Source organism: uncultured Nocardioides sp., assembly GCF_947489365.1.
Classification (GTDB): domain Bacteria; phylum Actinomycetota; class Actinomycetes; order Propionibacteriales; family Nocardioidaceae; genus Nocardioides.
Window position 1 is genome coordinate 567,636 of the sequence record NZ_CANLDB010000003.1, and the last position, 19,665, is coordinate 587,300.

General features: G+C 74.2%; 18 protein-coding genes. 13 read left to right on the plus strand and 5 right to left on the minus strand.

From position 1 onward, the window contains the following. Window positions 1–17: 17 nt before the first annotated feature. Window positions 18–1,196: a 1-acyl-sn-glycerol-3-phosphate acyltransferase gene (locus Q0858_RS11850; protein ID WP_299054410.1), complete on the plus strand. Its 1,179-nt coding sequence runs from the start codon at window positions 18–20 to the stop codon at window positions 1,194–1,196. A 58-nt stretch (window positions 1,197–1,254) separates the two neighbouring features. Here Q0858_RS11850 and Q0858_RS11855 read toward each other — a convergent pair whose 3' ends face one another. The 3 genes from Q0858_RS11855 to Q0858_RS11865 form a co-directional block, all read right to left on the minus strand. After that, window positions 1,255–2,562: a DUF5667 domain-containing protein gene (locus Q0858_RS11855; RefSeq protein ID WP_299054413.1), complete on the minus strand. Its 1,308-nt coding sequence runs from the start codon at window positions 2,560–2,562 to the stop codon at window positions 1,255–1,257. Between the two features lie 94 nt (window positions 2,563–2,656). Beyond that, window positions 2,657–3,442 (minus strand): sigma-70 family RNA polymerase sigma factor, encoded by a 786-nt coding sequence (locus Q0858_RS11860; protein WP_299054416.1) that lies wholly within the window; start codon window positions 3,440–3,442, stop codon window positions 2,657–2,659. Between the two features lie 118 nt (window positions 3,443–3,560). Further along, window positions 3,561–4,457 carry an HAD-IB family hydrolase gene (locus tag Q0858_RS11865; RefSeq protein WP_299054458.1) on the minus strand — a complete coding sequence of 299 codons (897 nt, stop codon included), beginning with the start codon at window positions 4,455–4,457 and terminating at the stop codon, window positions 3,561–3,563. 62 nt (window positions 4,458–4,519) lie between these two features. On the opposite strand from Q0858_RS11865, the gene Q0858_RS11870 reads away from it, so the two are divergent. From Q0858_RS11870 to hemB, 6 genes are all read left to right on the plus strand, one after another. Further along, window positions 4,520–4,801 (plus strand): glutaredoxin family protein, encoded by a 282-nt coding sequence (locus Q0858_RS11870; RefSeq protein WP_299054460.1) that lies wholly within the window; start codon window positions 4,520–4,522, stop codon window positions 4,799–4,801. Between the two features lie 192 nt (window positions 4,802–4,993). Beyond that, entirely contained in the window at window positions 4,994–5,719 is a 726-nt protein-coding gene (locus tag Q0858_RS11875) for a redox-sensing transcriptional repressor Rex (RefSeq protein ID WP_299054557.1), read from the plus strand. Beyond that, complete coding sequence (locus Q0858_RS11880) at window positions 5,716–7,023, plus strand: glutamyl-tRNA reductase (protein ID WP_299054462.1); 1,308 nt, start codon at window positions 5,716–5,718, stop codon at window positions 7,021–7,023. The genes Q0858_RS11875 and Q0858_RS11880 overlap by 4 nt, the downstream gene beginning before the upstream one ends. Beyond that, window positions 7,020–8,027: a hydroxymethylbilane synthase gene (gene hemC, locus Q0858_RS11885; protein WP_299054465.1), complete on the plus strand. Its 1,008-nt coding sequence runs from the start codon at window positions 7,020–7,022 to the stop codon at window positions 8,025–8,027. The genes Q0858_RS11880 and hemC overlap by 4 nt, the downstream gene beginning before the upstream one ends. Next, a complete protein-coding gene (locus Q0858_RS11890) occupies window positions 8,024–9,739 on the plus strand; it encodes a uroporphyrinogen-III synthase (RefSeq protein ID WP_299054468.1) in 1,716 nt (571 codons plus the stop codon). Before hemC ends, Q0858_RS11890 begins: the two co-directional genes overlap by 4 nt. Then, window positions 9,729–10,733, plus strand: coding sequence for a porphobilinogen synthase (gene hemB, locus Q0858_RS11895; RefSeq protein ID WP_299054470.1), 1,005 nt, complete (start codon window positions 9,729–9,731; stop codon window positions 10,731–10,733). Before Q0858_RS11890 ends, hemB begins: the two co-directional genes overlap by 11 nt. Before the next feature lie 369 nt (window positions 10,734–11,102). Here the strand turns inward: hemB and Q0858_RS11900 are convergent, their stop codons facing one another. Continuing rightward, window positions 11,103–12,332 carry a lytic murein transglycosylase gene (locus Q0858_RS11900; RefSeq protein WP_299054472.1) on the minus strand — a complete coding sequence of 410 codons (1,230 nt, stop codon included), beginning with the start codon at window positions 12,330–12,332 and terminating at the stop codon, window positions 11,103–11,105. A gap of 309 nt (window positions 12,333–12,641) precedes the next feature. Between Q0858_RS11900 and hemL the strand changes: the two genes are divergently transcribed. From hemL to ccsB, 6 genes are read left to right on the plus strand one after another with little or no spacing between them, the layout of a single operon-like run. After that, entirely contained in the window at window positions 12,642–13,961 is a 1,320-nt protein-coding gene (gene hemL / locus Q0858_RS11905; RefSeq protein ID WP_299054473.1) for a glutamate-1-semialdehyde 2,1-aminomutase, read from the plus strand. After that, complete coding sequence (locus tag Q0858_RS11910) at window positions 13,958–14,662, plus strand: histidine phosphatase family protein (protein WP_299054475.1); 705 nt, start codon at window positions 13,958–13,960, stop codon at window positions 14,660–14,662. The genes hemL and Q0858_RS11910 overlap by 4 nt, the downstream gene beginning before the upstream one ends. Before the next feature lie 47 nt (window positions 14,663–14,709). Beyond that, window positions 14,710–15,330 carry a TlpA disulfide reductase family protein gene (locus tag Q0858_RS11915; protein WP_299054476.1) on the plus strand — a complete coding sequence of 207 codons (621 nt, stop codon included), beginning with the start codon at window positions 14,710–14,712 and terminating at the stop codon, window positions 15,328–15,330. Beyond that, entirely contained in the window at window positions 15,323–16,084 is a 762-nt protein-coding gene (locus Q0858_RS11920) for a cytochrome c biogenesis protein CcdA (RefSeq protein ID WP_299054477.1), read from the plus strand. The genes Q0858_RS11915 and Q0858_RS11920 overlap by 8 nt, the downstream gene beginning before the upstream one ends. Next, the gene (locus tag Q0858_RS11925; protein ID WP_299054479.1) at window positions 16,081–17,718 is read left to right on the plus strand and encodes a cytochrome c biogenesis protein ResB; all 1,638 of its coding nucleotides are present in this window, start codon (window positions 16,081–16,083) and stop codon (window positions 17,716–17,718) included. The genes Q0858_RS11920 and Q0858_RS11925 overlap by 4 nt, the downstream gene beginning before the upstream one ends. After that, window positions 17,715–18,740: a c-type cytochrome biogenesis protein CcsB gene (gene ccsB / locus Q0858_RS11930; RefSeq protein WP_299054480.1), complete on the plus strand. Its 1,026-nt coding sequence runs from the start codon at window positions 17,715–17,717 to the stop codon at window positions 18,738–18,740. The genes Q0858_RS11925 and ccsB overlap by 4 nt, the downstream gene beginning before the upstream one ends. Window positions 18,741–18,775: 35 nt before the next feature. Here ccsB and Q0858_RS11935 read toward each other — a convergent pair whose 3' ends face one another. Then, on the minus strand, window positions 18,776–19,630 hold the full coding sequence (locus Q0858_RS11935; protein ID WP_299054481.1) for an alpha/beta hydrolase: 855 nt from the start codon (window positions 19,628–19,630) through the stop codon (window positions 18,776–18,778). Window positions 19,631–19,665: the final 35 nt, after the last annotated feature.

Below are 19,665 nucleotides of genomic sequence, written 5' to 3' on the forward strand. Positions count from 1 at the left end.
GCACGGAGGTGTCGGCTGTGGGTGACGCCGAGATCATCCCGATCGGGACCCGGGGCCGACCCGGTCGCGGCTCCGGCACGCGGCGACCGTCCTCGGCGGCCCGTGACCTCGCCGGCCCCGCGACCCGTCGTCGTACGACGCGGGAGGACGCCGCCCCGGACGACGCCGTCCCCGACGACGTCGCCCCGGACGGGGCCGTCGGCGAGGCCCGCGACCTCGCCTCCGTGCCGCCGCCGGACCGGGACGTCCCCCTGGCGGGACCCGGAGACGACGCCACGGCCGTGGAGGCCCCCGACCCACCCGGGATCCCGGCCGCGGACTGGCTGAACGCCCTGGTCGCCGGAGCCCGCGAGGTGCTCGGCGAGGACTGGGAGTCCCGTCTGGCCCACGGCCTCGCCGCCGTCCGCCGTCGGCTCACCGGCGAGTACGCCGTGGACGAGTACGGCTTCGACGCCGAGCTCACCCGCCGCCTGCTCTTCGCGATCCTGCGTCCCCTCGCGGAGAAGTGGTTCCGCATCGAGGTCCGCGGGCTCGAGAACATCCCCGCCGACGGGGGAGCGCTCGTGGTCTCGAACCACTCGGGCACCATCCCGGTCGACGGCCTCATGACCATGTTCTCCGTCACCGAGCACACGGGCCGGTTCCTGCGCCCCCTCGGCGCGGACCTGGTGTTCCGCACCCCGATCGTCGCCGGCCTCGCCCGCAAGATGGGCGCCACCCTGGCCTGCACCGAGGACGCCGAGCGGATGCTGTCCGGCGGTGAGCTCGTCGGGGTCTGGCCCGAGGGGTTCAAGGGCATCGGCAAGCCCTACTCGGAGCGCTACAAGCTGCAGCGCTTCGGCCGCGGCGGCTTCGTGTCCGCCGCGATGCGCACCGGCGTGCCCGTCATCCCGGTCTCGGTCGTGGGTGCCGAGGAGATCTACCCCCTGGTCGGCAACGTCCCGGCGCTCGCGCGGCTGCTCGGACTGCCCTACGTCCCGATCACGCCGCTGTTCCCGCTGCTCGGGCCCCTCGGGCTGGTCCCGCTGCCGTCGAAGTGGCTCATCGAGTTCGGCGAGCCCGTGCGGACCGACTCGTACGGCGAGGGCGCGGCGGACGACCCGATGCTGGTGCTCAACGTGACCGACCAGGTGCGCGAGACGATCCAGCAGACGTTGTACGCGCTGCTGATGGAGCGGCCCTCGGTCTTCGGCTGAGAGCCTCGGGTCCGGCCCGTCGGGCCGTCCGACGGGGCTGTCCCGTCGACAGGGTGCCTCAGGGCAGCAGGTCGTCGAGCCCGTCGCCCAGGCCGCCACCGGAGCCGCCGGAGCGCTTCTTCCGGTCGTCGCCGCGGTCCTTCCGGCCGTCCTTGCCGTCGTCGGAGCCGCCGAGGCCGAGCCCGTCGCGGAGTCCGTCACGGAGTCCGTCGCCGAGCTTCCGGCCGAGGCCGTCGCCGAGGCCGCTGGCGACGCCGTCGCCGAGCCCGTCGCCCAGCCCGTCGCCCAGTCCGTCACCGTCGGGCAGCGGCGTGCCCGTGCCGCCGTCCGGGAGGCCCTCCGAGCCCCGGGACCCGTCGCCGTCGCGTCCGTCGCGCGGGCCGCCCGGGGACAGCCCGCGGCCGCGGCGGTCACCGTCGCGGTCGCGCTCGCCGCCGCGTCCGGAGCGGCCGGTGTCGTCGCCGGACCCGTCCTCGTCCGCGTCCTGGGTCGGCAGGACCGGTCCCACGACCGGCAGCCCGTCCCCGGCGCTGAGCCGGTCGGTGCCCGCCTCGAAGCCGGACGGGTCCGCGGCGCACAGCGGGCAGGCGGTGAACGCCTCGTCCTCGATCTCGTCGACGGTGCGTCCGGCCCGGGTCCAGGCGTCGCGGGCGGAGGCGGGCAGGTCGACGGCCATGTCGTCGAGCTCGCCGGCGCTGAGCGTGGTGAAGTCGCGCAGGTCCCGCACCAGCTCGCGGTCCCCGGTGCGCGCGTACTCGTCCAGCAGCCGTCGGGCGCCGTCCGCGGCCTGCTCGCTGAAGCTGTCGAGGGTGGGCGACACCTCGTCCAGCGCGGCGGGGTCGTCGCTGCCGAGGAGCGCGGAGGCCTCCCCGAGCCGGTCGGCCGCCTGGCCGAGCAGGAGGTCGCCGTGGGCGGCCTCGTCGCGGGACACCCCGGCCCGCACGTCCTCCAGGGCACGCTTGACCCCGTAGAGCGACTCGCCGGGCAGGGCGGACTGCGCGGCCACGGCGACGGTCGTGCTGGCGCCGAGGGCGGCGACGGTGCCCGCGAGGACGGCGAAGCGTCGGGGGTGGCGGCGCGAGGTGCGCAGCCGGAGTCGCGCCTCGTCGGCGGCGAGGGGGGCGGAGGACGGCACCGGGTGGGCGGCGTCGCGCACGGCGGCGAGACGGTCGGCCTCGACCATCAGCCGCTCGCGCAGCGCGACGGAGTGCTCGGGGCGCGGAGTCACCTCCGGCAGGCTGCGCAGGGCAGCCACGACCTCGAGGAGGTCGGCCGGCGCGACGGCGTCGCCCCCGGCTCCGGACGCGCCGTCGACCGCGGCGTCGAAGCGGTCAGCCGCTCGGCCTCGCACCCACATCCCGCTCATCCGGCCCGTCCTCCGTTGGTCCGTCCGCCAGCCCCCATGTCCGGCGGCACGGCTCCACCCTCCTCAACGACCCTCGCCGTCACCGGGTTACGGGTCATCGGTCGCGGATCCCCTCGGGCACCAGCTTGGCCAGGTTGCGCACGCCGCGCAGCTGCAGCTGCTTGACGGCGCCGTCGCTACGACCCAGGACCGCGGCGGTCTCGGCGATGCTCAGCCCCTGCAGGAACCGCATGACCAGGCACTCCTGCTGCTCGGTCGGCAGACGCGTGAGGGCCTCGAGCAGCATCGCGTTCGTCAGCTCACCCATCACCGTCGACTCCACCGTCTCCGTGGCGTCGTCGTGGATCGTCATGTCCTCGGTCGTCGACTCCAGGCGGGTGCGCCCCGCCTTGAAGTGGTCCGTCGTGAGGTTGCGGGCGATGGTCATCAGCCAGGCGCCGAAGTCGCGTCCCTGCCACCGGAAGCCGTCCATGTTGCGCAGGGCGCGGAAGAACGTGTCGGAGGCGAGGTCCTCGGCCAGGGTGACCGACCGCGTCCGGTAGTAGAGGAAGCGGTACACCGACGGGTGGTAGTGGTCGTACAGCTCGCCGAACGCGTCGCGGTCCCCGCCGCGGGCGAGCTCGACCAGGGCGATGAGCCGCTGGCGCTCGGGCTCGGTGTCCTCCGACGAGACCGCGAGGTCGTGGTCGTCGGGAGCGCTGCCGCCACCGCCGCTGCTGCCGACGACGGCGGACTCGGCGAGCAGCAGCCCGTCGGCGCGGGCGTGCGCGAGGGCGGGCGCCGGGGACACAGCGAGCACAGGTGTGCACTCGGAGAGCACGCGCAGCACGGCCTGCCGCAGCGCCGTCAGCCCGTCCGGTCCCGCCCGACCGTCCGCCATGCCTTCGTTCCTCCCCCTGCCCGACGTACGGGCAACTCCCTACGGTAAGGGGGTTCGGACGGCTTGGGAAGCGGGCGAACCCTTGTCCACCCGGTCGCCGCACGGTCCGCGGGGCGCCTCAGGAGCCCCGTCGGCGGGCGGCCAGCGCGCCCGCCGCGACCGCGACGGCGCCCGTCGCGCCGGCGGCCGCGACGCCCAGGCGGGCGGCGCGACGACCCACCCGGTAGTCCCGCACGGGCCACCCCTGCTGCTCGGCGTGACGACGCAGGCGACGGTCGGGGTTCACCGCGCACGGGTGGCCGACGAGGCCCAGCAGCGGCAGGTCGTTGAAGGAGTCGGAGTACGCCGAGCAGCGGGTCACATCGAGGCCCTCGTCCTCGACGAGCGACCGGACGGCCACCGCCTTCGCCTCCCCGTGGAGCAGGTCGCCGACGAGGCGGCCGGTGTAGACGCCGTCCACGTGCTCGGCCACCGTGCCCATGGCGCCGGTCAGGCCCAACCGCCGGGCGATCACCTCCGCGATCTCGATCGGGGCCGCGGTGACGAGCCACACCCGCTCGCCCCGGTCGAGGTGGAGCTGCGCGAGGGCCCGGGTGCCGGGCCAGATCCGGTAGGCCATGCCCTCGTCGAACACCTCGTCGGCCAGGGACTGCAGCTCGGCGACGGTGTGGCCGGCGATGACGGACAGGGCCGCGGTGCGCGCGTCGGCGACGTGGCCGGCGTTCTCCGCGCCGTGGAGGCGGAACCACACCTGCTTGCCCAGCGCCCCGGCCATCTCGCGGGGTCCGAAGAAGCCGCGCTGGTACATGCCGCGCGCCAGGTGGTAGATGCTCGCGCCCTGCACGATCGTGTTGTCCACGTCGAAGAAGGCGGCGGCCGCCGGGTCCTCGGGAACGGTCAGCTCGCGCTCCACCTCGGCGCTGGCGGCCTGGGCCTCCCCGGCGAGCGTCGAGCGGACCCGCAGGTCGGGGGCGCGCACGACCCGGCGCTGCGAGCCGGACTGCCGCGGTGTCACGTCGGCGATCCTAGTCAGGCGAGCACACGCCACCGTCCCCGCGACCCGCCTACGATCGGGGGGTGGACGAGGCGAGCGCGGAGGCGGGCACGGAGGCGCGCGTGCGGTTCGTGACCCGCGACGGGTGCCACCTCTGCGAGGAGGCCCGCGCCGTCGTCGCCGCCGTGTGCGCCGAGCTCGGCGAGCGCTTCGTCGAGGTCGACGTCGACGAGGACCCCTCCCTGCTCGCGCGGTACGACGAGCAGGTCCCGGTGACCTTCGTCGACGGGCGTCAGCACGACTTCTGGCGGGTCGACGCCGGGCGGCTGCGCCGGGCGCTCACCGACGGCGGCCGGGTGGGCTGACGGCCCCCTGACGGGTGTGGTACCGCGGCGTTCGCGTCGTTTTGTCCTCGCGTTCACGAACTCCTACGCTGGTCGGGCCGCGCGGTTGGGGGAAGTGACTGGACGCGACCTCCCGGACGTCGTCCGGGTGCGCGCGGCGGGAGACGAGAACACGTGACGCAACGGCGCGCACCGCAGGGCGACCCGCCCGGTGTGACCTCGGGTGGGGCTCCACCCGACCCCACGGCCACCCCCGGCGACAAGGGGCTGCCCGAGGCGACGCTGGCCCGTCTGCCCGTGTACCTGCGCGCGCTGGCCGCGCTCGCCGACGCGGGGACCACCACGTGCTCCAGCGAGGCCCTCGCCACCGCCTCCGGCGTCACCGGGGCGAAGGTCCGCAAGGACCTCAGCCACCTCGGGTCCTACGGCACCCGCGGCGTCGGGTACGACGTGTCGTACCTGCGCTACCAGATCGCGCGGGAGATCGGCCTCACCCAGGACTGGGCCGTGGTCGTCGTCGGCATCGGCAACCTCGGCCACGCCCTGGCCAACTACTCCGGCTTCCGCAGCCGCGGCTTCGACGTCGTGGCGCTGCTGGACGCCGACCACGAGCGCCACGGCGAGGAGATCGGCGGGCTCCGGGTCCGCCCGTTCGACGACCTCGAGGGCGTCGTGGCCGAGAAGGGCGTGACCATCGCCGTGATCGCGACCCCCGCCGCCGCCGCCCAGCAGGTCGCCGACCGCCTGGTCGCCGCGGGCGTGACGAGCATCCTCAACTTCGCCCCCGCGGTCATCGCGGTCCCCGACGGCGTCGACGTCCGCAAGGTCGACCTGTCCACCGAGCTGCAGATCCTGGCCTACCACGAGCAGCGCAAGGCGCCGTCCCCCCGCGCGGGTCGCGGCGTGGGTACCGGGTCGCGCGGAGAGGAGTCCGCATGAGCGTGCTGGTCGTGGGCGTGTCCCACAAGTCCGCGCCGGTCTCGTTGCTGGAGCGCCTCGCGCTCGACCACGGGGCCGCGCAGAAGCTGGTCGACGAGGTGATGGGGTGCGACCACGTCACCGAGGCGACCGTCATCGCCACCTGCAACCGCATCGAGGTCTACGCCGACGTCGACCGGTTCCACGGCAGCGTCGAGGAGATCTCCCGGCTGCTGACCCGAGGGGCCGACGAGACCCCGGAGGCACTGGTCGGCAACCTCTACGTGCACTACGAGGACGCGGCGGTCTCGCACCTCTTCCACGTCGCCAGCGGCCTGGAGTCGATGGTCGTGGGGGAGAGCCAGGTGCTCGGCCAGACGCGCGAGGCCCTGCGCTCCGGCCAGGAGGCCGGCACGATCGGCCCCTCGCTGAACGCGCTGTTCCAGCAGGCGCTCCGCGTCGGCAAGCGCGCGCACGCCGAGACGGACGTCGACCGGGCCGCCCCGTCGCTGGTCACCGCCGCGCTCGCGCGGGCCGAGGCCGCGATCGGGCCCGTGGCCGGGCAGCGGGTCGCGATCCTCGGCGCGGGCGCGATGGCGGCGCTGGCCGCCTCCACCCTCGCCGCGGCCGGTGCGGGTGACGTCGCGGTCGTGAACCGTTCGAGCGCCTCCGCCGAGCGCCTGGGCCGCACGTACGGCGCCCGCGCCGTGCCGATGTCCGACCTCGCGGTCGAGCTCGGCCGGGCCGACCTGGTCGTGTCCTGCACCGGCGCCACCGGCACGGTCGTCGACGTCGACGCGCTCGTCGCGGCGCGTGCGGCGGCGGGGACGACCGACCGGCCCCTGGCCGTCGTCGACCTCGCGCTGCCCCGCGACGTCGAGGCCGGCGTGGGCGAGCTCGACGGCGTCACCCTGGTCGACCTCGCCCTGCTCGCCGCCGAGCTGCGCGGCTCCGACGCCGGACGCGGTGTGGCCGAGGTCCGCGACATCGTGGCCGACGAGCTCGCCTCGTTCCTCGCCTCGCGCCGCCAGGCCAGCGTGACCCCGACGGTGGTGGCCCTGCGCTCGATGGCCACGGCCGTCGTGGACGCCGAGATGGTCCGCCTCACCGCCCGCGTGCCCGACCTCGACCCCGCGGCGTACGACGAGGTGCTGCACACCGTCCGCCGGGTCGTCGACAAGCTGCTGCACCAGCCGACCGTCCGCGTGAAGGAGCTCGCCGGGGAGACCGGTGCCGTCTCGTACGCCGCCGCGCTCGCCGAGCTGTTCGCCCTGCACCCGGACGCCGTCGAGGCCGTCACCCGTCCCGAGGGGATGGGCCCGTGAGCGCACCCGGTACGACGACAGGCACGACGACCGGCACGACCACCCGCACGCTGCGCGTCGGCACCCGGGCCTCCCGGCTGGCCACGACCCAGTCGCGGCAGGTCGCCGGCCTCGTCACCGAGCGGCTGGGGCTGCCGACCGAGCTGGTCGAGGTCACGACCGAGGGTGACGTCAACCGCGCGCCCCTGGCGACCATCGGCGGCGCCGGCGTCTTCGTGGGCGCCCTGCGCGCCGCCCTGCTGGAGGGACGCGTCGACATCGCCGTCCACTCCCTGAAGGACCTGCCGACCGCGCCCGCCCCGGGCGTCGCGCTGGCTGCCGTGCCGCCGCGGGAGAACGCCCGCGACGCCGTGGTGGCCCGCGACGGCCTGACGCTGGGCGAGCTGCCCGCCGGCAGCCGCGTCGGCACCGGCTCCCCGCGACGGGCGGCGCAGCTGCACGCGCTCGGCCTCGGCCTCGAGGTCGTGGCGATCCGGGGCAACGTCGACACCCGGCTCGGCAAGGTCGCCTCGGGCGAGCTGGACGCCGTCGTCCTGGCCTGGGCGGGACTCGCCCGGATCGGTCGCGCGGACGAGGTCACCGAGGTGCTCGAGCCGATCCAGATGCTCCCGGCGCCGGGGCAGGGCGCCCTCGCGATCGAGTGCCGGGAGGACGACGACCTGGCCGGGGAGCACCTCGCGACGCTCCTCGCAAGTTTGCAGGATCCGGTCGCACGCGCGACCGTAGACGCCGAGCGGGCCGTGCTCGCCGCCCTGGAGGCGGGATGCTCGGCGCCGGTCGGCGCACTCGCCGAGGTCGCCGAGGGCTACGACGGCGAGGAGCTCTACCTCCGCGCCGTGGTCCTGTCCGACGACGGAGCGGTGGAGATCCGCCGCTCGGCCGTGGGGGACCCCACCGACGCCGCCGGCGTCGGCCGACGCCTCGCCGACGAGATGCTCGCCGACGGAGCAGCAGAACTGATGCCACACGACGTGCCACCTGACAACGGAGAGCAGCGCGCATGACCACTGTGACCACCGCAGCCACCGAGCCCATCGGGGCCCCCGCGACCCCCGCCGCCCCGCGCGGCGCGACGGGCGCGGCCACGCCGCGCGGATCCTCCGCCCCCGCCGGCCGCGGGCGCGTCTCCTTCGTGGGCGCGGGCCCCGGCGACCCCGGCCTGCTGACGGTCCGCGCGGTGCAGCTGCTCCGCGACGCCGACGTCGTCGTCACCGAGGTCGCCGAGCACGACGCGATGATCCACGAGCTCCTCGCCGACGTCCCCGCCGACGAGCTGCCCGAGCTGGTGGACGGCGGGTTCGGCGAGGACGGTCAGCCGCTGACCCACGCCGCCCGCGGCAAGGTCGTGGTCAAGGCGGCGAAGGGCGGCCGTCGCGTCGTCCGCCTCATGTCCGGTGACCCCTTCCTCTACGCCTCCGGCCCCGAGGAGGCCCAGGCCTGCGTGAAGGCCGGGCTGGGCCTCGAGATCGTCCCCGGTGTCTCGGCTGTCTCCGCGGTCCCGGCGTACGCCGGCATCCCGCTGACCACCAAGTCCCACCGCGAGGTCGCCGTCGTGACCTGCGGTGAGGCGCGCATCGACTGGTCCCGCTACGCCGACGACCGCACGCTGGTGCTGCTGTCGGCCGTGGGCTCGATCGGTGAGGTCGCCGAGGCGCTCGTCGCTGCCGGCCGCCCCGCCGAGACCCCGGTCGCGATGACCCGGGTCGGCACCACCACCGAGCAGGACACCCTGGTCAGCACGCTCGCGCACGTCGCCGCCGACGTCCGCGCCGCCCGGCTCGAGCCGCCGGCCGTCACCGTCGTCGGCGACGTGGTCGACCTGCGCCAGACGCTGTCGTGGTTCGAGACCAAGCCGCTGTTCGGCTGGCGCGTCCTGGTGCCCCGCACCAAGGACCAGGCCGGTCCGCTCGTCGCCCGCCTGCGCGGGTACGGCGCCGTCCCCGAGGAGGTCCCCACGATCTCCGTCGAGCCGCCCCGCAACCCGCAGCAGATGGACAAGGCCGTCCGTGGCCTGGTCGAGGGCCGCTACGAGTGGATCGCCTTCACCTCGGTCAACGCCGTCAAGGCCGTCCGCGAGAAGTTCGAGGAGTACGGCCTCGACGCCCGCGCCTTCTCGGGCCTGAAGATCGCCGCGGTCGGCGACAAGACCGCCGAGGCGATCGCCGCCTGGGGCCTGCGCGCCGACCTGCTGCCCTCGGGCGAGCAGTCCGCCGCCGGTCTGCTGGCCGACTGGCCGCCGTACGACGACGTGCTGGACCCGATCAACCGCGTCTTCCTGCCCCGCGCCGACATCGCGACCGAGACCCTCGTCGCGGGCCTCGTCGAGCTCGGCTGGGAGTGCGACGACGTCACGGCGTACCGCACCGTGCGGGCGGCCCCGCCGCCGGCGCCGACGCGGGACGCGATCAAGTCGGGCAAGTTCGACGCGGTCGTGTTCACGTCGTCCTCGACGGTGCGCAACCTCGTCGGCATCGCCGGCAAGCCGCACCCGTCGACGATCATCGCCGTGATCGGCCCGGCCACCGCGAAGACCGCGGAGGAGCACGGCCTGCGGGTCGACGTCCTCGCCGCCGCCCCGTCGGGCGACGAGCTGGCCGACGCCCTGGCCGACTTCGGTGCCGTGCGTCGCGCCGAGCTCCTCGAGTCGGGCCAGCCGGTCACGAAGCCGTCGGAGCGTCGTCCCGCGACGCGCCGGAAGGCGACGAGTGGCTCCTGAGGGACCCCGCGAGCCGTCGCGGCCGGTGATCCGGCCGCGACGGCTGCGTCGCACGGCGGCTACGCGGGCGCTCGTCGCGGAGACCTCGCTGGAGGCGCGGCAGCTGGTGCTGCCCGTCTTCGTGAACGAGGTCCTCGACGCCCCGCGCCCGATCTCCTCGATGCCGGGCGTCGTCCAGCACTCGCGGGACTCGCTGCGCGCCGCGGCCGCCGAGGCCGCCTCGCTCGGGCTCGGCGGGATCATGCTGTTCGGCCTGCCCGCCACGAAGGACGCCGCCGGCTCCGCCGCGCTGGACCCCGAGGGCGTGCTGTCCGTCGCGGTCCGCGACGTGGTCGCCGAGGTCGGCGACGCGCTGCCGGTCATGGCCGACCTGTGCCTGGACGAGTTCACCGACCACGGCCACTGCGGCGTCCTCGACGCGGCCGGCGGGGTCGACAACGACGCCACGCTCACGTCGTACGTGGAGATGGCGCGGGTGCTCGCCGACGCCGGGGTCGACTGGGTCGGGCCCAGCGGGATGATGGACGGCCAGGTCGCCGCCATCCGCGACGGCCTCGACGACGCCGGCCACACCGACGTCGCGATCATGGCCTACTCGGCGAAGTACGCCTCCGCCTTCTTCGGTCCCTTCCGCGAGGCCGTCGACTCCTCGCTGACCGGCGACCGCCGTACCTACCAGCAGGACCCCGCCAACGGCCTCGAGGGCGTCCGCGAGGCCCTCCTCGACGTCGACGAGGGCGCGGACGTCGTCATGGTCAAGCCGGCCCTGGCCTACCTCGACGTGTTGCGGCGCGTGCGGGACGCGGTCGACGTCCCGGTGGCGGCGTACAACATCTCGGGCGAGTACTCCATGGTCGAGGCCGCCGCCGCCCACGGCTGGATCGACCGCGAGGCCGCCATCCTCGAGACCCTCGTCTCGATCCGCCGCGCCGGCGCCGACGTCGTGCTGACGTACTGGGCCGCCGAGGCCGCCCGCCTCCTCACCCGCCGCTAGCGGCCGAGTCGGCGCGTCTGCGCACCTGTACGGGGTCGAGTCGGCACGTCTGCGCAGTTGTACGGGGTCGAGTCGGCACGTCTGCGCAATCGTCCCCGTGGCGGTGACCGGGACGGTCCGTGACGTCCTGCCCCCGATCTCGCCGGCCATGGGGTGCAAGACGTCACGGACTACCGCAGGGGGCGGGTGTGTCTCCACGCCGGCTGACCGGCGCCTCCTGGGGTGCGCAGACGTGCCGACTCGACCCTCCTGGGGTGCGCAGACGTGCCGACTCGACCCTCCTGGGGTGCGCAGACGTGCCGACTCGGCCCTGGTACGACGAACGCCGCGCCCCCGTGAGGGGTGCGCGGCGTCCGTGGGTGAATCGGGTCAGCCGTTGGCCTTGGCCATCTCGTCGGCGATGCACTGCTCGAGCTTGGAGCCACCGAGCAGGCCGTTGATGAGGTCGCCCAGCCGGGTCACGCAGATGACGCGGGCCTCGGCGTAGGTCAGCAGGTCCTTGACCGGCTTCGTCGGGTTCTTGACGACCGGCGGCGTCGTGGGCTCCTCGGTCGGGGGCTCGGTGGGGGTCTCGCTCCCACCGCCGCCGTCCTCGCCGTCACCCGGGTTCTCCGGGTTCTCCGGGGTCGGAGGGGTCGCGGGGTCCGTCGGCTGGCGCGGACCGACGTCGCCGTCGTCACCGCTGTCACCGTCGTCGACCGGGCCGGTGGGACCGGTCGGCGGCGCGGTGGGGGTGCCGTCCGGGCCGCTGGCCTCGGGAGCGTCGGTGTCCGGGGTGAAGGTGTTGCCGGAGGCGGTGGCCGTGGGCACCGAGGAGTAGTCGCCCTCGGAGTAGGCCTCCATGATCGACAGCACCAGGTCGACGTAGTCGTCGGAGTTGTTGTAGCGGTAGACCGCGGCGCGCTGGCCCTTCGTGGCCGAGAGGTCCTCGTTGCCGGAGCAGAGGTAGACCGCGCTCGCCAGGGCGGCGTCGTTGATGTTCTGCGGGTCGCGCTGGCCGTCGCCGTCCGCGTCGACCCCGACCACCGACCAGGTGGAGGGGATGAACTGCATCGGGCCGACGGCGCGGTCGAACTTGCGGTCCTTGTCGAGCTGACCGGCGTCGGTGTCGGCGATGCGCGTCGTGTTGTTCGTGCCGTCGAGCGCGATGCCGATGATGCCGGGCTTCGCGACCCCGTCGGAGTCCAGCACGTTGCCGTCGTAGCGGCCGTGGTCCGACTCCACACGGCCGATCGCGGCGACGAGCTGCCAGGAGATGTTGCAGCCGGCGTCGGCGCGGTTGATCACCGTCTCCGCGCGCTGGTACGCCGCGAGCGCGGCGGCGGGGATGCCGTTGGTGGAGGCGGTGCGGACGGCGGCGGCGCTGCGGCCGGACGGGACGCCCGGGGCGACCGCGCCGCGGCGCGACATGCTGGCCGGGGCCTCGATGGCCTCCGTCGGCACCTCGGTGCCGTCCGGCAGCTCCCCCTGGATCTCGTCAGCGACCTCCGCCAGCTGGGTGGTCGGCGTGGCCAGACCCGCCGTCCATGCTGCAGACAGCAGGGCAAGCGGCACCAGCGTGATCGCGCGCTGCGACCTGCCGAACCGTCGTTGCGACATCCGTGTTCTCCCCATCCCCCGCGGGCACTCCCGTGGACCCGCGACTCGCTGTCATGCCGGCGTTCTCCCGAGTCGACATGCCGGTGTGATAACTCCAACGAAGTGTGCCACCTCCCGTTACGCACAAACCAGCGAACCGGGAGAGAGCCCCCTCCTTGGGGATCACGTGAGCACTCTCACAAGTGCACGACTGTACCGGTCAGTAGCCTCCGGCGCACCCCCGCCGGGGGCCTGACCTGCGCGGACCTGCGTGGTCACCCCCTCGGCCCCTCCTGGAGGGGCCTTGGTCGCTCGGGCGATGATGGAGCCATGGTCGAGGCCCGTACGACGTCCTCCCGCGCCCTGTTCGAGCGCGCCCTCGCCGTGACCCCCGGCGGGGTGAACTCCCCGGTCCGGGCCTTCAACGGCGTCGGGGGCACCCCCCGCTTCATCGCCTCCGCCTCCGGGGCGTGGCTGCGTGACGTCGACGGGACGGCGTACGTCGACCTGATCGGCTCCTGGGGCCCGATGCTGCTGGGCCACGCCCACCCCGAGGTCGTCGCCGCCGTCACCGAGGCCGCGTCGCGCGGGACGTCGTACGGCACCCCGACGCTGCCGGAGCTCGAGCTCGCCGAGGCGATCGTCGCGCGGACGCCGGTCGAGCGGGTCCGACTCGTCTCCTCCGGCACGGAGGCGACGATGTCGGCGATCCGGCTCGCGCGCGGCTTCACCGGCCGTGACGTCGTCGTGAAGTTCGCCGGGTGCTACCACGGGCACGTCGACTCGCTGCTGGCCTCGGCCGGCTCCGGCGTCGCGACCTTCGCCCGGTCCGGCTCCTCCGGGGTGCCCGAGTCGGCCACGGGCGAGACGATCGTCCTGCCGTACAACGACCGTGCCGCCGTGGAGGCCGCCTTCGCCGAGCACGGCGACCGGATCGCGTGCCTGATCACCGAGGCCGCCGCCGGAAACATGGGCGTCGTCCCGCCGGCCGAGGGGTTCAACCGCTTCCTGTCCGAGACCTGCCGCGCCCACGGCGCGTTGTTCGTCACCGACGAGGTGATGACGGGCTTCCGCGCCTCCGCGCAGGGCTACTGGGGCATCGACGGCGCGGTCGAGGGCTGGGTGCCCGACCTCATGACCTTCGGCAAGGTGATGGGCGGGGGCTTCCCGGCCGCCGCGTTCGGTGGTCGCGCCGACGTCATGGCCGCGCTGAGCCCCGACGGGCCCGTCTACCAGGCGGGGACGCTGTCGGGGAACCCCGTCGCCACCACCGCCGGCCTCACCACGCTCCGCCTCGCCACCCCCGCGGTCTACGAACACCTCACCAAGGCCGGCGAGGTGGTGAAGCGCGCCGCGACCGAGGCGCTCACCGAGGCGGGCGTGCCCCACCACGTCCAGTCCGCGGGAACGATGTTCTCGGTCTTCTTCCGCGACGGCGAGGTCACCGACTTCGCCGGCGCCTCCGCGCAGGACCTCCCGGCGTACGCCGCGTTCTTCCACGCCATGCTCGACGCCGGGGTGCACCTGCCCCCGTCGGCGTACGAGGCGTGGTTCCTGTCCGCAGCCCACGACGACGAGGCCGTCGGCCGGATCGTCGAGGCGCTGCCCCGCGCCGCCCGGGCCGCCGCCGCGGTGCAGGGGGCCGCATGAGCGCCCGGCCCACCGCCCCGTCCGCTCCGGAGAGCACGGTCGTGCACCTGCTGCGCCACGGGGAGGTCCACAACCCCGACGGCGTGCTCTACGGCCGGCTGCCCGGCTACCGCCTCTCCGCGCGCGGCCGCGCCATGGCCGAGCGGATCGCCACCTCCCTCGCCGGCCGCGACATCGTGCACCTGCGGGTCTCCCCGCTCGAGCGTGCCCGCGAGACGGTCGCCCCGCTCGCCGCGGCCCTCGGCATCACCCCCGAGATCGACGACCGCGTCATCGAGTCGTCGTCCAAGTTCGAGGGCCAGCGGTTCGCCATCAACGACGGCGCCCTGGGCCGGCCGCTGGCCTGGCGCCACCTGCGCAACCCGGTCCGGCCGTCGTGGGGCGAGCCCTACGGCCAGATCGCGGCCCGCATGCTCGCCGGCGCCGCCGCCGCCCGGGACTCCGCTCGCGGCCACGAGGCCGTCGTCGTCTCGCACCAGCTCCCGATCTGGACGACCCGCCTGCGGGTCGAGGGCAAGAGCGTCTTCCTGCACGACCCCCGCCGCCGTCAGTGCACGCTGTGCTCCCTGACGTCGCTGCACTACGAGGGCGACCGGCTGGTGCGCCTGTCGTACTCCGAGCCCGCCGGCGACATGATCCCGGCGCGCGACAAGCAGTCGCCGTTCAGCTCCGGCGGCCGGCACGAGGAGCCCGTCCCCTGAGTCCCCGCCGCTCCACGCCCGTCTCGCGCCCCCGGCTGCTCGCCGTCGTGGGGCTGCTCGCGGCACTCCTGCTGAGCGGGTGCACCGAGCTCGAGGGCACCGGAGACAAGGGCTACATCACCGGCGACGGGCAGGTCCGCGAGGTGGCCCCCGAGGACCGCGGCGACCCGGTCGACCTGAGCGGCGAGGGGCTGGACGGCGAACCCCTCGACCTCGCCGACCTGCGCGGCGGGGTGACCGTGGTGAACGTCTGGTACTCCACCTGCCCCCCGTGCCGCGCCGAGCAGCCCGAGCTCACCTCCGCCGCCGAGCGCGTCGAGGGCACCGCCGACTTCGTCGGCATCAACATCCGCGAGTACGACACCGCGATGGGCCTGGCCTTCAACCGCACCTTCGACGTGCCCTACCCCTCCTTCTACTCGCCCACCGGCGAGGCGATGCTCGCGTTCACCGGCACGCTCGCGCCGAACTCGATCCCCAGCACCGTCGTCCTCGACGCCGAGGGCCGGGTCGCGGCGAGCGTCATCGGGCCGCTGCCGTCGGAGCAGACCCTCGTGACGCTGATCGAGGACGTCGCCGCCGAGACCCAGCGACCCGACCGCGGCCAGGACGGCGGCCAGGACGGCGGCCAGGACGGCGGCCAGGACGGGGGCACGACCCGTGGGTGACTGGTTCGGCCAGACCGCCGCGTCCGGCTCGCTCGCGCTCGCACTGCCCGTGGCGCTCGTCGCCGGTCTCGTGTCGTTCTTCTCGCCCTGCGTGATCCCGCTGCTGCCCGGCTACCTCTCGTACGCGACCGGGCTGTCCGGGGCCGACCTCGCCTCCGGGGAGTCGGACCACCGCCGCGGCCGCATGCTCGCCGGCTCCCTGCTGTTCGTGCTCGGGTTCTCCACGGTCTTCGTCCTCATCGGCACCGCCTCGGGCGCGCTCGGCGAGGCGCTGGTGGTCTACCGCCGCGAGATGACGATCGGCCTCGGCGTCCTCGCCGTCGTGCTGGGACTGGCCTTCATGGGCCTCGTCCCGTTCCTGCAGCGCGACGCCCGCGTGCACGCCGTCCCCCGGGTCGGCCTGGCCGCCGCACCGTTCCTCGGCTTCCTGTTCGGCCTCGGCTGGACCCCCTGCATCGGCCCCACCCTCGGGGTCATCGCCTCCCTGGCGATCACCGAGGGCACCGCCGCCCGCGGGGCGCTTCTCTCCGGGGTCTACGCCCTCGGGATCGGCCTGCCGTTCGTGGTCGCCGCGCTGGCCTACCGCCGCTTCCTCGGCGCGGTGTCGTTCATCCGTCGCCACCAGGTCTGGGTCATGCGCCTGGGCGGGCTGATGATGATCCTGACCGGGCTCGCGCTCCTCACCGGCTGGTGGGACGTCGCCGTGGCGTGGGTCCAGATCAACCTCGTCACCGGGTTCGAGGTGGCGGTGTGAGCACCGACGTCCGCCCCGAGGGGCACATCTCCTCGTCCCCGGTCGAGCCCGACCCGTCGCGGCGGTCGGGTGAGCTGACCTTCCGCGAGTCGCTGCGCTGGCTGTGGCGCCAGGTCACCTCGATGCGGACCGCGCTGGTCCTGCTGCTGCTCCTCGCCCTGGCCGCCGTGCCGGGGTCGATCATCCCGCAGTCCGACGTCGACGCCCTCGAGGTGACGCGCTGGCAGGAGGCGCACCCGCGGCTGACACCGGTCTACGAGTGGCTGGGCCTGTTCAGCGTCTACGACTCCGTGTGGTTCTCGGCGATCTACATCCTGCTGATGATCTCGCTGGTGGGCTGCATCCTCCCGCGCACGCTCGTCTACCTGCGCGCCCTGCGCTCGCGTCCGGCCAAGGCGCCGCGGTACCTGAGCCGCATGCCCGACAGCACGTCGTACACGACCGACGACGACGTCGAGACCGTCCTGGCCCGCGCCCGGGAGGTCCTGAAGGGACGCCGCTACCGCGTCGACGCCACGGAGGACTCCGTCGCCTCCGAGCGCGGCTACCTCCGCGAGGCCGGGAACCTGGTGTTCCACGTCTCCGTGCTCGTCGTGCTGGCGGGGGTGGCCTGGGGCGGGTTGTTCGGGTACCAGGGAGGTGTGATCGTGCTGGCCGGTGGAGGGTTCTCCAACAACCTCACCCAGTACGACGACTTCGCCCCCGGCGACCTGTTCGACCCGGCCGACATGGAGCCGTTCTCCTTCGACGTCACCGACTTCGACATCAGCTGGCTCACCGACGGGCCACGCGCGGGCATGGCGCAGAAGTTCGTCTCCCACCTCGACTACCGGGAGACCCCCGACAGCGAGGTGCAGAGCTACGACCTGCGCGTCAACCACCCGTTGACCATCGGCGACACCGACGTGTTCCTCATCGGGCACGGCTACGCGCCGATCATCACCGTGCGCGACGGGGAGGGGAACGTCGTCACGTCCGGCCCCAAGGTGTTCCTGCCGTCCGATCCGTCGTTCCGCTCGTTCGGCGTCGTCGCGGCGCCCGACGCGCAGCCCACCTCCATCGGGCTGGAGGGCGAGTTCTACCCGACGTACGCCTTCACCCCGGAGCAGGGACCCTTCTCCGCGTTCGGCGACGCGGTGAACCCCGCGATCGTCATGCAGGCCTACACCGGCGACCTCGGCCTCGACGACGGCGTCGGCCAGTCGGTCTACGTCCTCGACAAGGAGAACGCCGACCTGGTGGAGAACCCCGACGGCTCCCTGTTCCGGATCGAGCTCGCCCCCGGGCAGAGCGTCGACCTCCCGAACGGTGCCGGCAGCGTCAGCTTCGACGGCGTGCAGCGGTGGAACCGCATCCAGATCAGCCAGACGCCGGGCAAGGGCCTCGCGCTGGCCGGGGTGATACTGGCCCTGATCGGCCTGCTGGGCTCCCTGTTCATCCGGCCCCGGCGCGTGTGGGTCCGGGCGCGCGAGCGCGACGGCTCGACGTACGTCGAGGTGGCGGCGCTGGACCGCTCCGGCGGCCAGGAGGTCACCGAGGAGCTCGACCGGGTCGTCGCCGCCCTGCGAGGCCCCACCCCCGACGACGAGCCCGACGACGAACCCGAGAAGCAGCCGAAGGAGACGACCACATGAGCAACGCCGCGTGGGAGAGCCTGAGCAACCAGGCGGTGGCGGCCGCCGGCGTCGTCTACTTCCTGGCCCTGCTGGCGCACCTCGTCGAGTGGTCGGCGTTGCGGCGCCTCCCGGTCGCGCAGGACGCGAAGCAGCCGGTGGGCGCGGGTGCGCCCGCGGAGTCCGTCGTGGCCGCCGAGGACGAGTCCGCCTCGGCACGCGACCGCTCGGCGATGTTCGGTCGCCTCGGGCTCCTGCTGACGGTGCTCGCCTGCGCGATCCACTTCGTCGCCCTGCTCGGCCGCGGTCTCGCGGCGGACCCGATCCGGGTGCCGTGGGGCAACATGTACGAGTTCACGCTCTCGGGGACGTTCTTCGTCACCCTGATCTTCCTCGTCGCCCGCCAGCGCCTGCGGCTCGCCTGGATGGCCCCGATCGTGGTCGGCACCGTCCTGACGCTGCTGATGATCGACGTCATCTGGCTGCACGAGGAGGTCGCCCCGCTCACCGAGGCGCTGTACTCGCCGTGGCTCGTGATCCACGTGGTCTCCGCGGTCATCGCGACCGCGACGTTCACCCTCGGCGGGCTGCTGTCGGTGCTGTACCTCGTCAAGGAGCGCCAGCTCGGCAGGGGTGGCGGCACCACCGGCTACCTGGCCCGTGTGCCCGCGCCCGCCCTGCTGGACCGGACGGCGTACCGGCTGCACGCCTTCGCCTTCCCGGTGTGGACCTTCGCGGTCCTCATCACCGGGCCCATCTGGGCGCACGAGGCGTGGAGCCGCTACTGGAACTGGGACCCCAAGGAGGTGTGGGCCTTCATCACCTGGGTGGTGTACGCCGCCTACCTCCACGCCCGCGCGACGGCCGGGTGGAAGGGCCGCAACGCCGCCTACCTGGCGCTGCTCGGCACCGCGACGCTGTGGTTCAACTTCATCGGCATCAACTTCTTCTCGACCTCCAGCCAGCACTCGTACGCCGACGCCCCGCCCGCCGTCGTCCAGGTGCTCGAGTCGCCACCACCGGACCCGCTCGTCGGGGTCTGACCCCGGCCGCCCGGCCGCCCGACCGCGGGGCCGCCTCAGGCGGCGACGAGCTCGCGCAGCAGCCGCGCGAGCTCCTCGGGCCGGTCCTCGGTCACGAGGGTGCGGCTGCCGGGGACGACGACGAGCCGTCCCTGCGGCAGCAGCTCCGCCAGGCGCGGACCGTGCTCGGCGGGCATCATCGCGTCGTCCTCCGCCCACACCACGAGCGCAGGCCGGTCGAAGTCCCGCAACCGCTCGGCCAGGGCGAGCAGCGTCCGGCGGTCGGGTGCCCCGGTGGCGAACTTCTGCATGTCGCGACGGACGTCCGCGTCGCGCAGCGCGGGGGTGAACCACGCGTCGAGCACGTCGTCCGGGACGCGGGCGTGGGACATCGCGCCGTACGCGCGGGGGCCTCGACGGACGAGGGAGGTCTGGAACAGCCGCGTCACGAGCCAGGTGCCGCCGGGGACCCGGCACATCGCCGCGGGGAGCCGGGCGGGCCCGGGCGGGAAGTTGTCGAACGCCTCGCAGGCGACCATCGCCATCCGGCCGACCCGCTCGGCGCGGTCCAGCGCGACCACGAACTGCGCGCCGCCCCAGTCGTTCATCACCAGCGTCACGTCCCGGAGGTCGAGCGCGTCGAGGAGGTCCGCGAGGATCGCGGCCTGACCGGTCTGCGACAGGTCGGCGTCGGGACGCATCGGCCGGCGGTGCGCCCCCATGGGCAGGGTCGGCAGGACGCAGCGCAGGCCATCGAGGTGGGGCAGGACGAGTCGCCACTGCCGGTGGTCCATGGGGAAGCCGTGGGTGAGGACGAGCACCGGGCCGTCACCCCCGGTGTCGACGTACTCGACCCCTCCTGCGGGCAGCTCGACGACGAGCACCGGCGCCTCCCTCTCTTGAACGATCACTCAAGTAGGCTGCGAACGTAACAGCGAGGAGGACC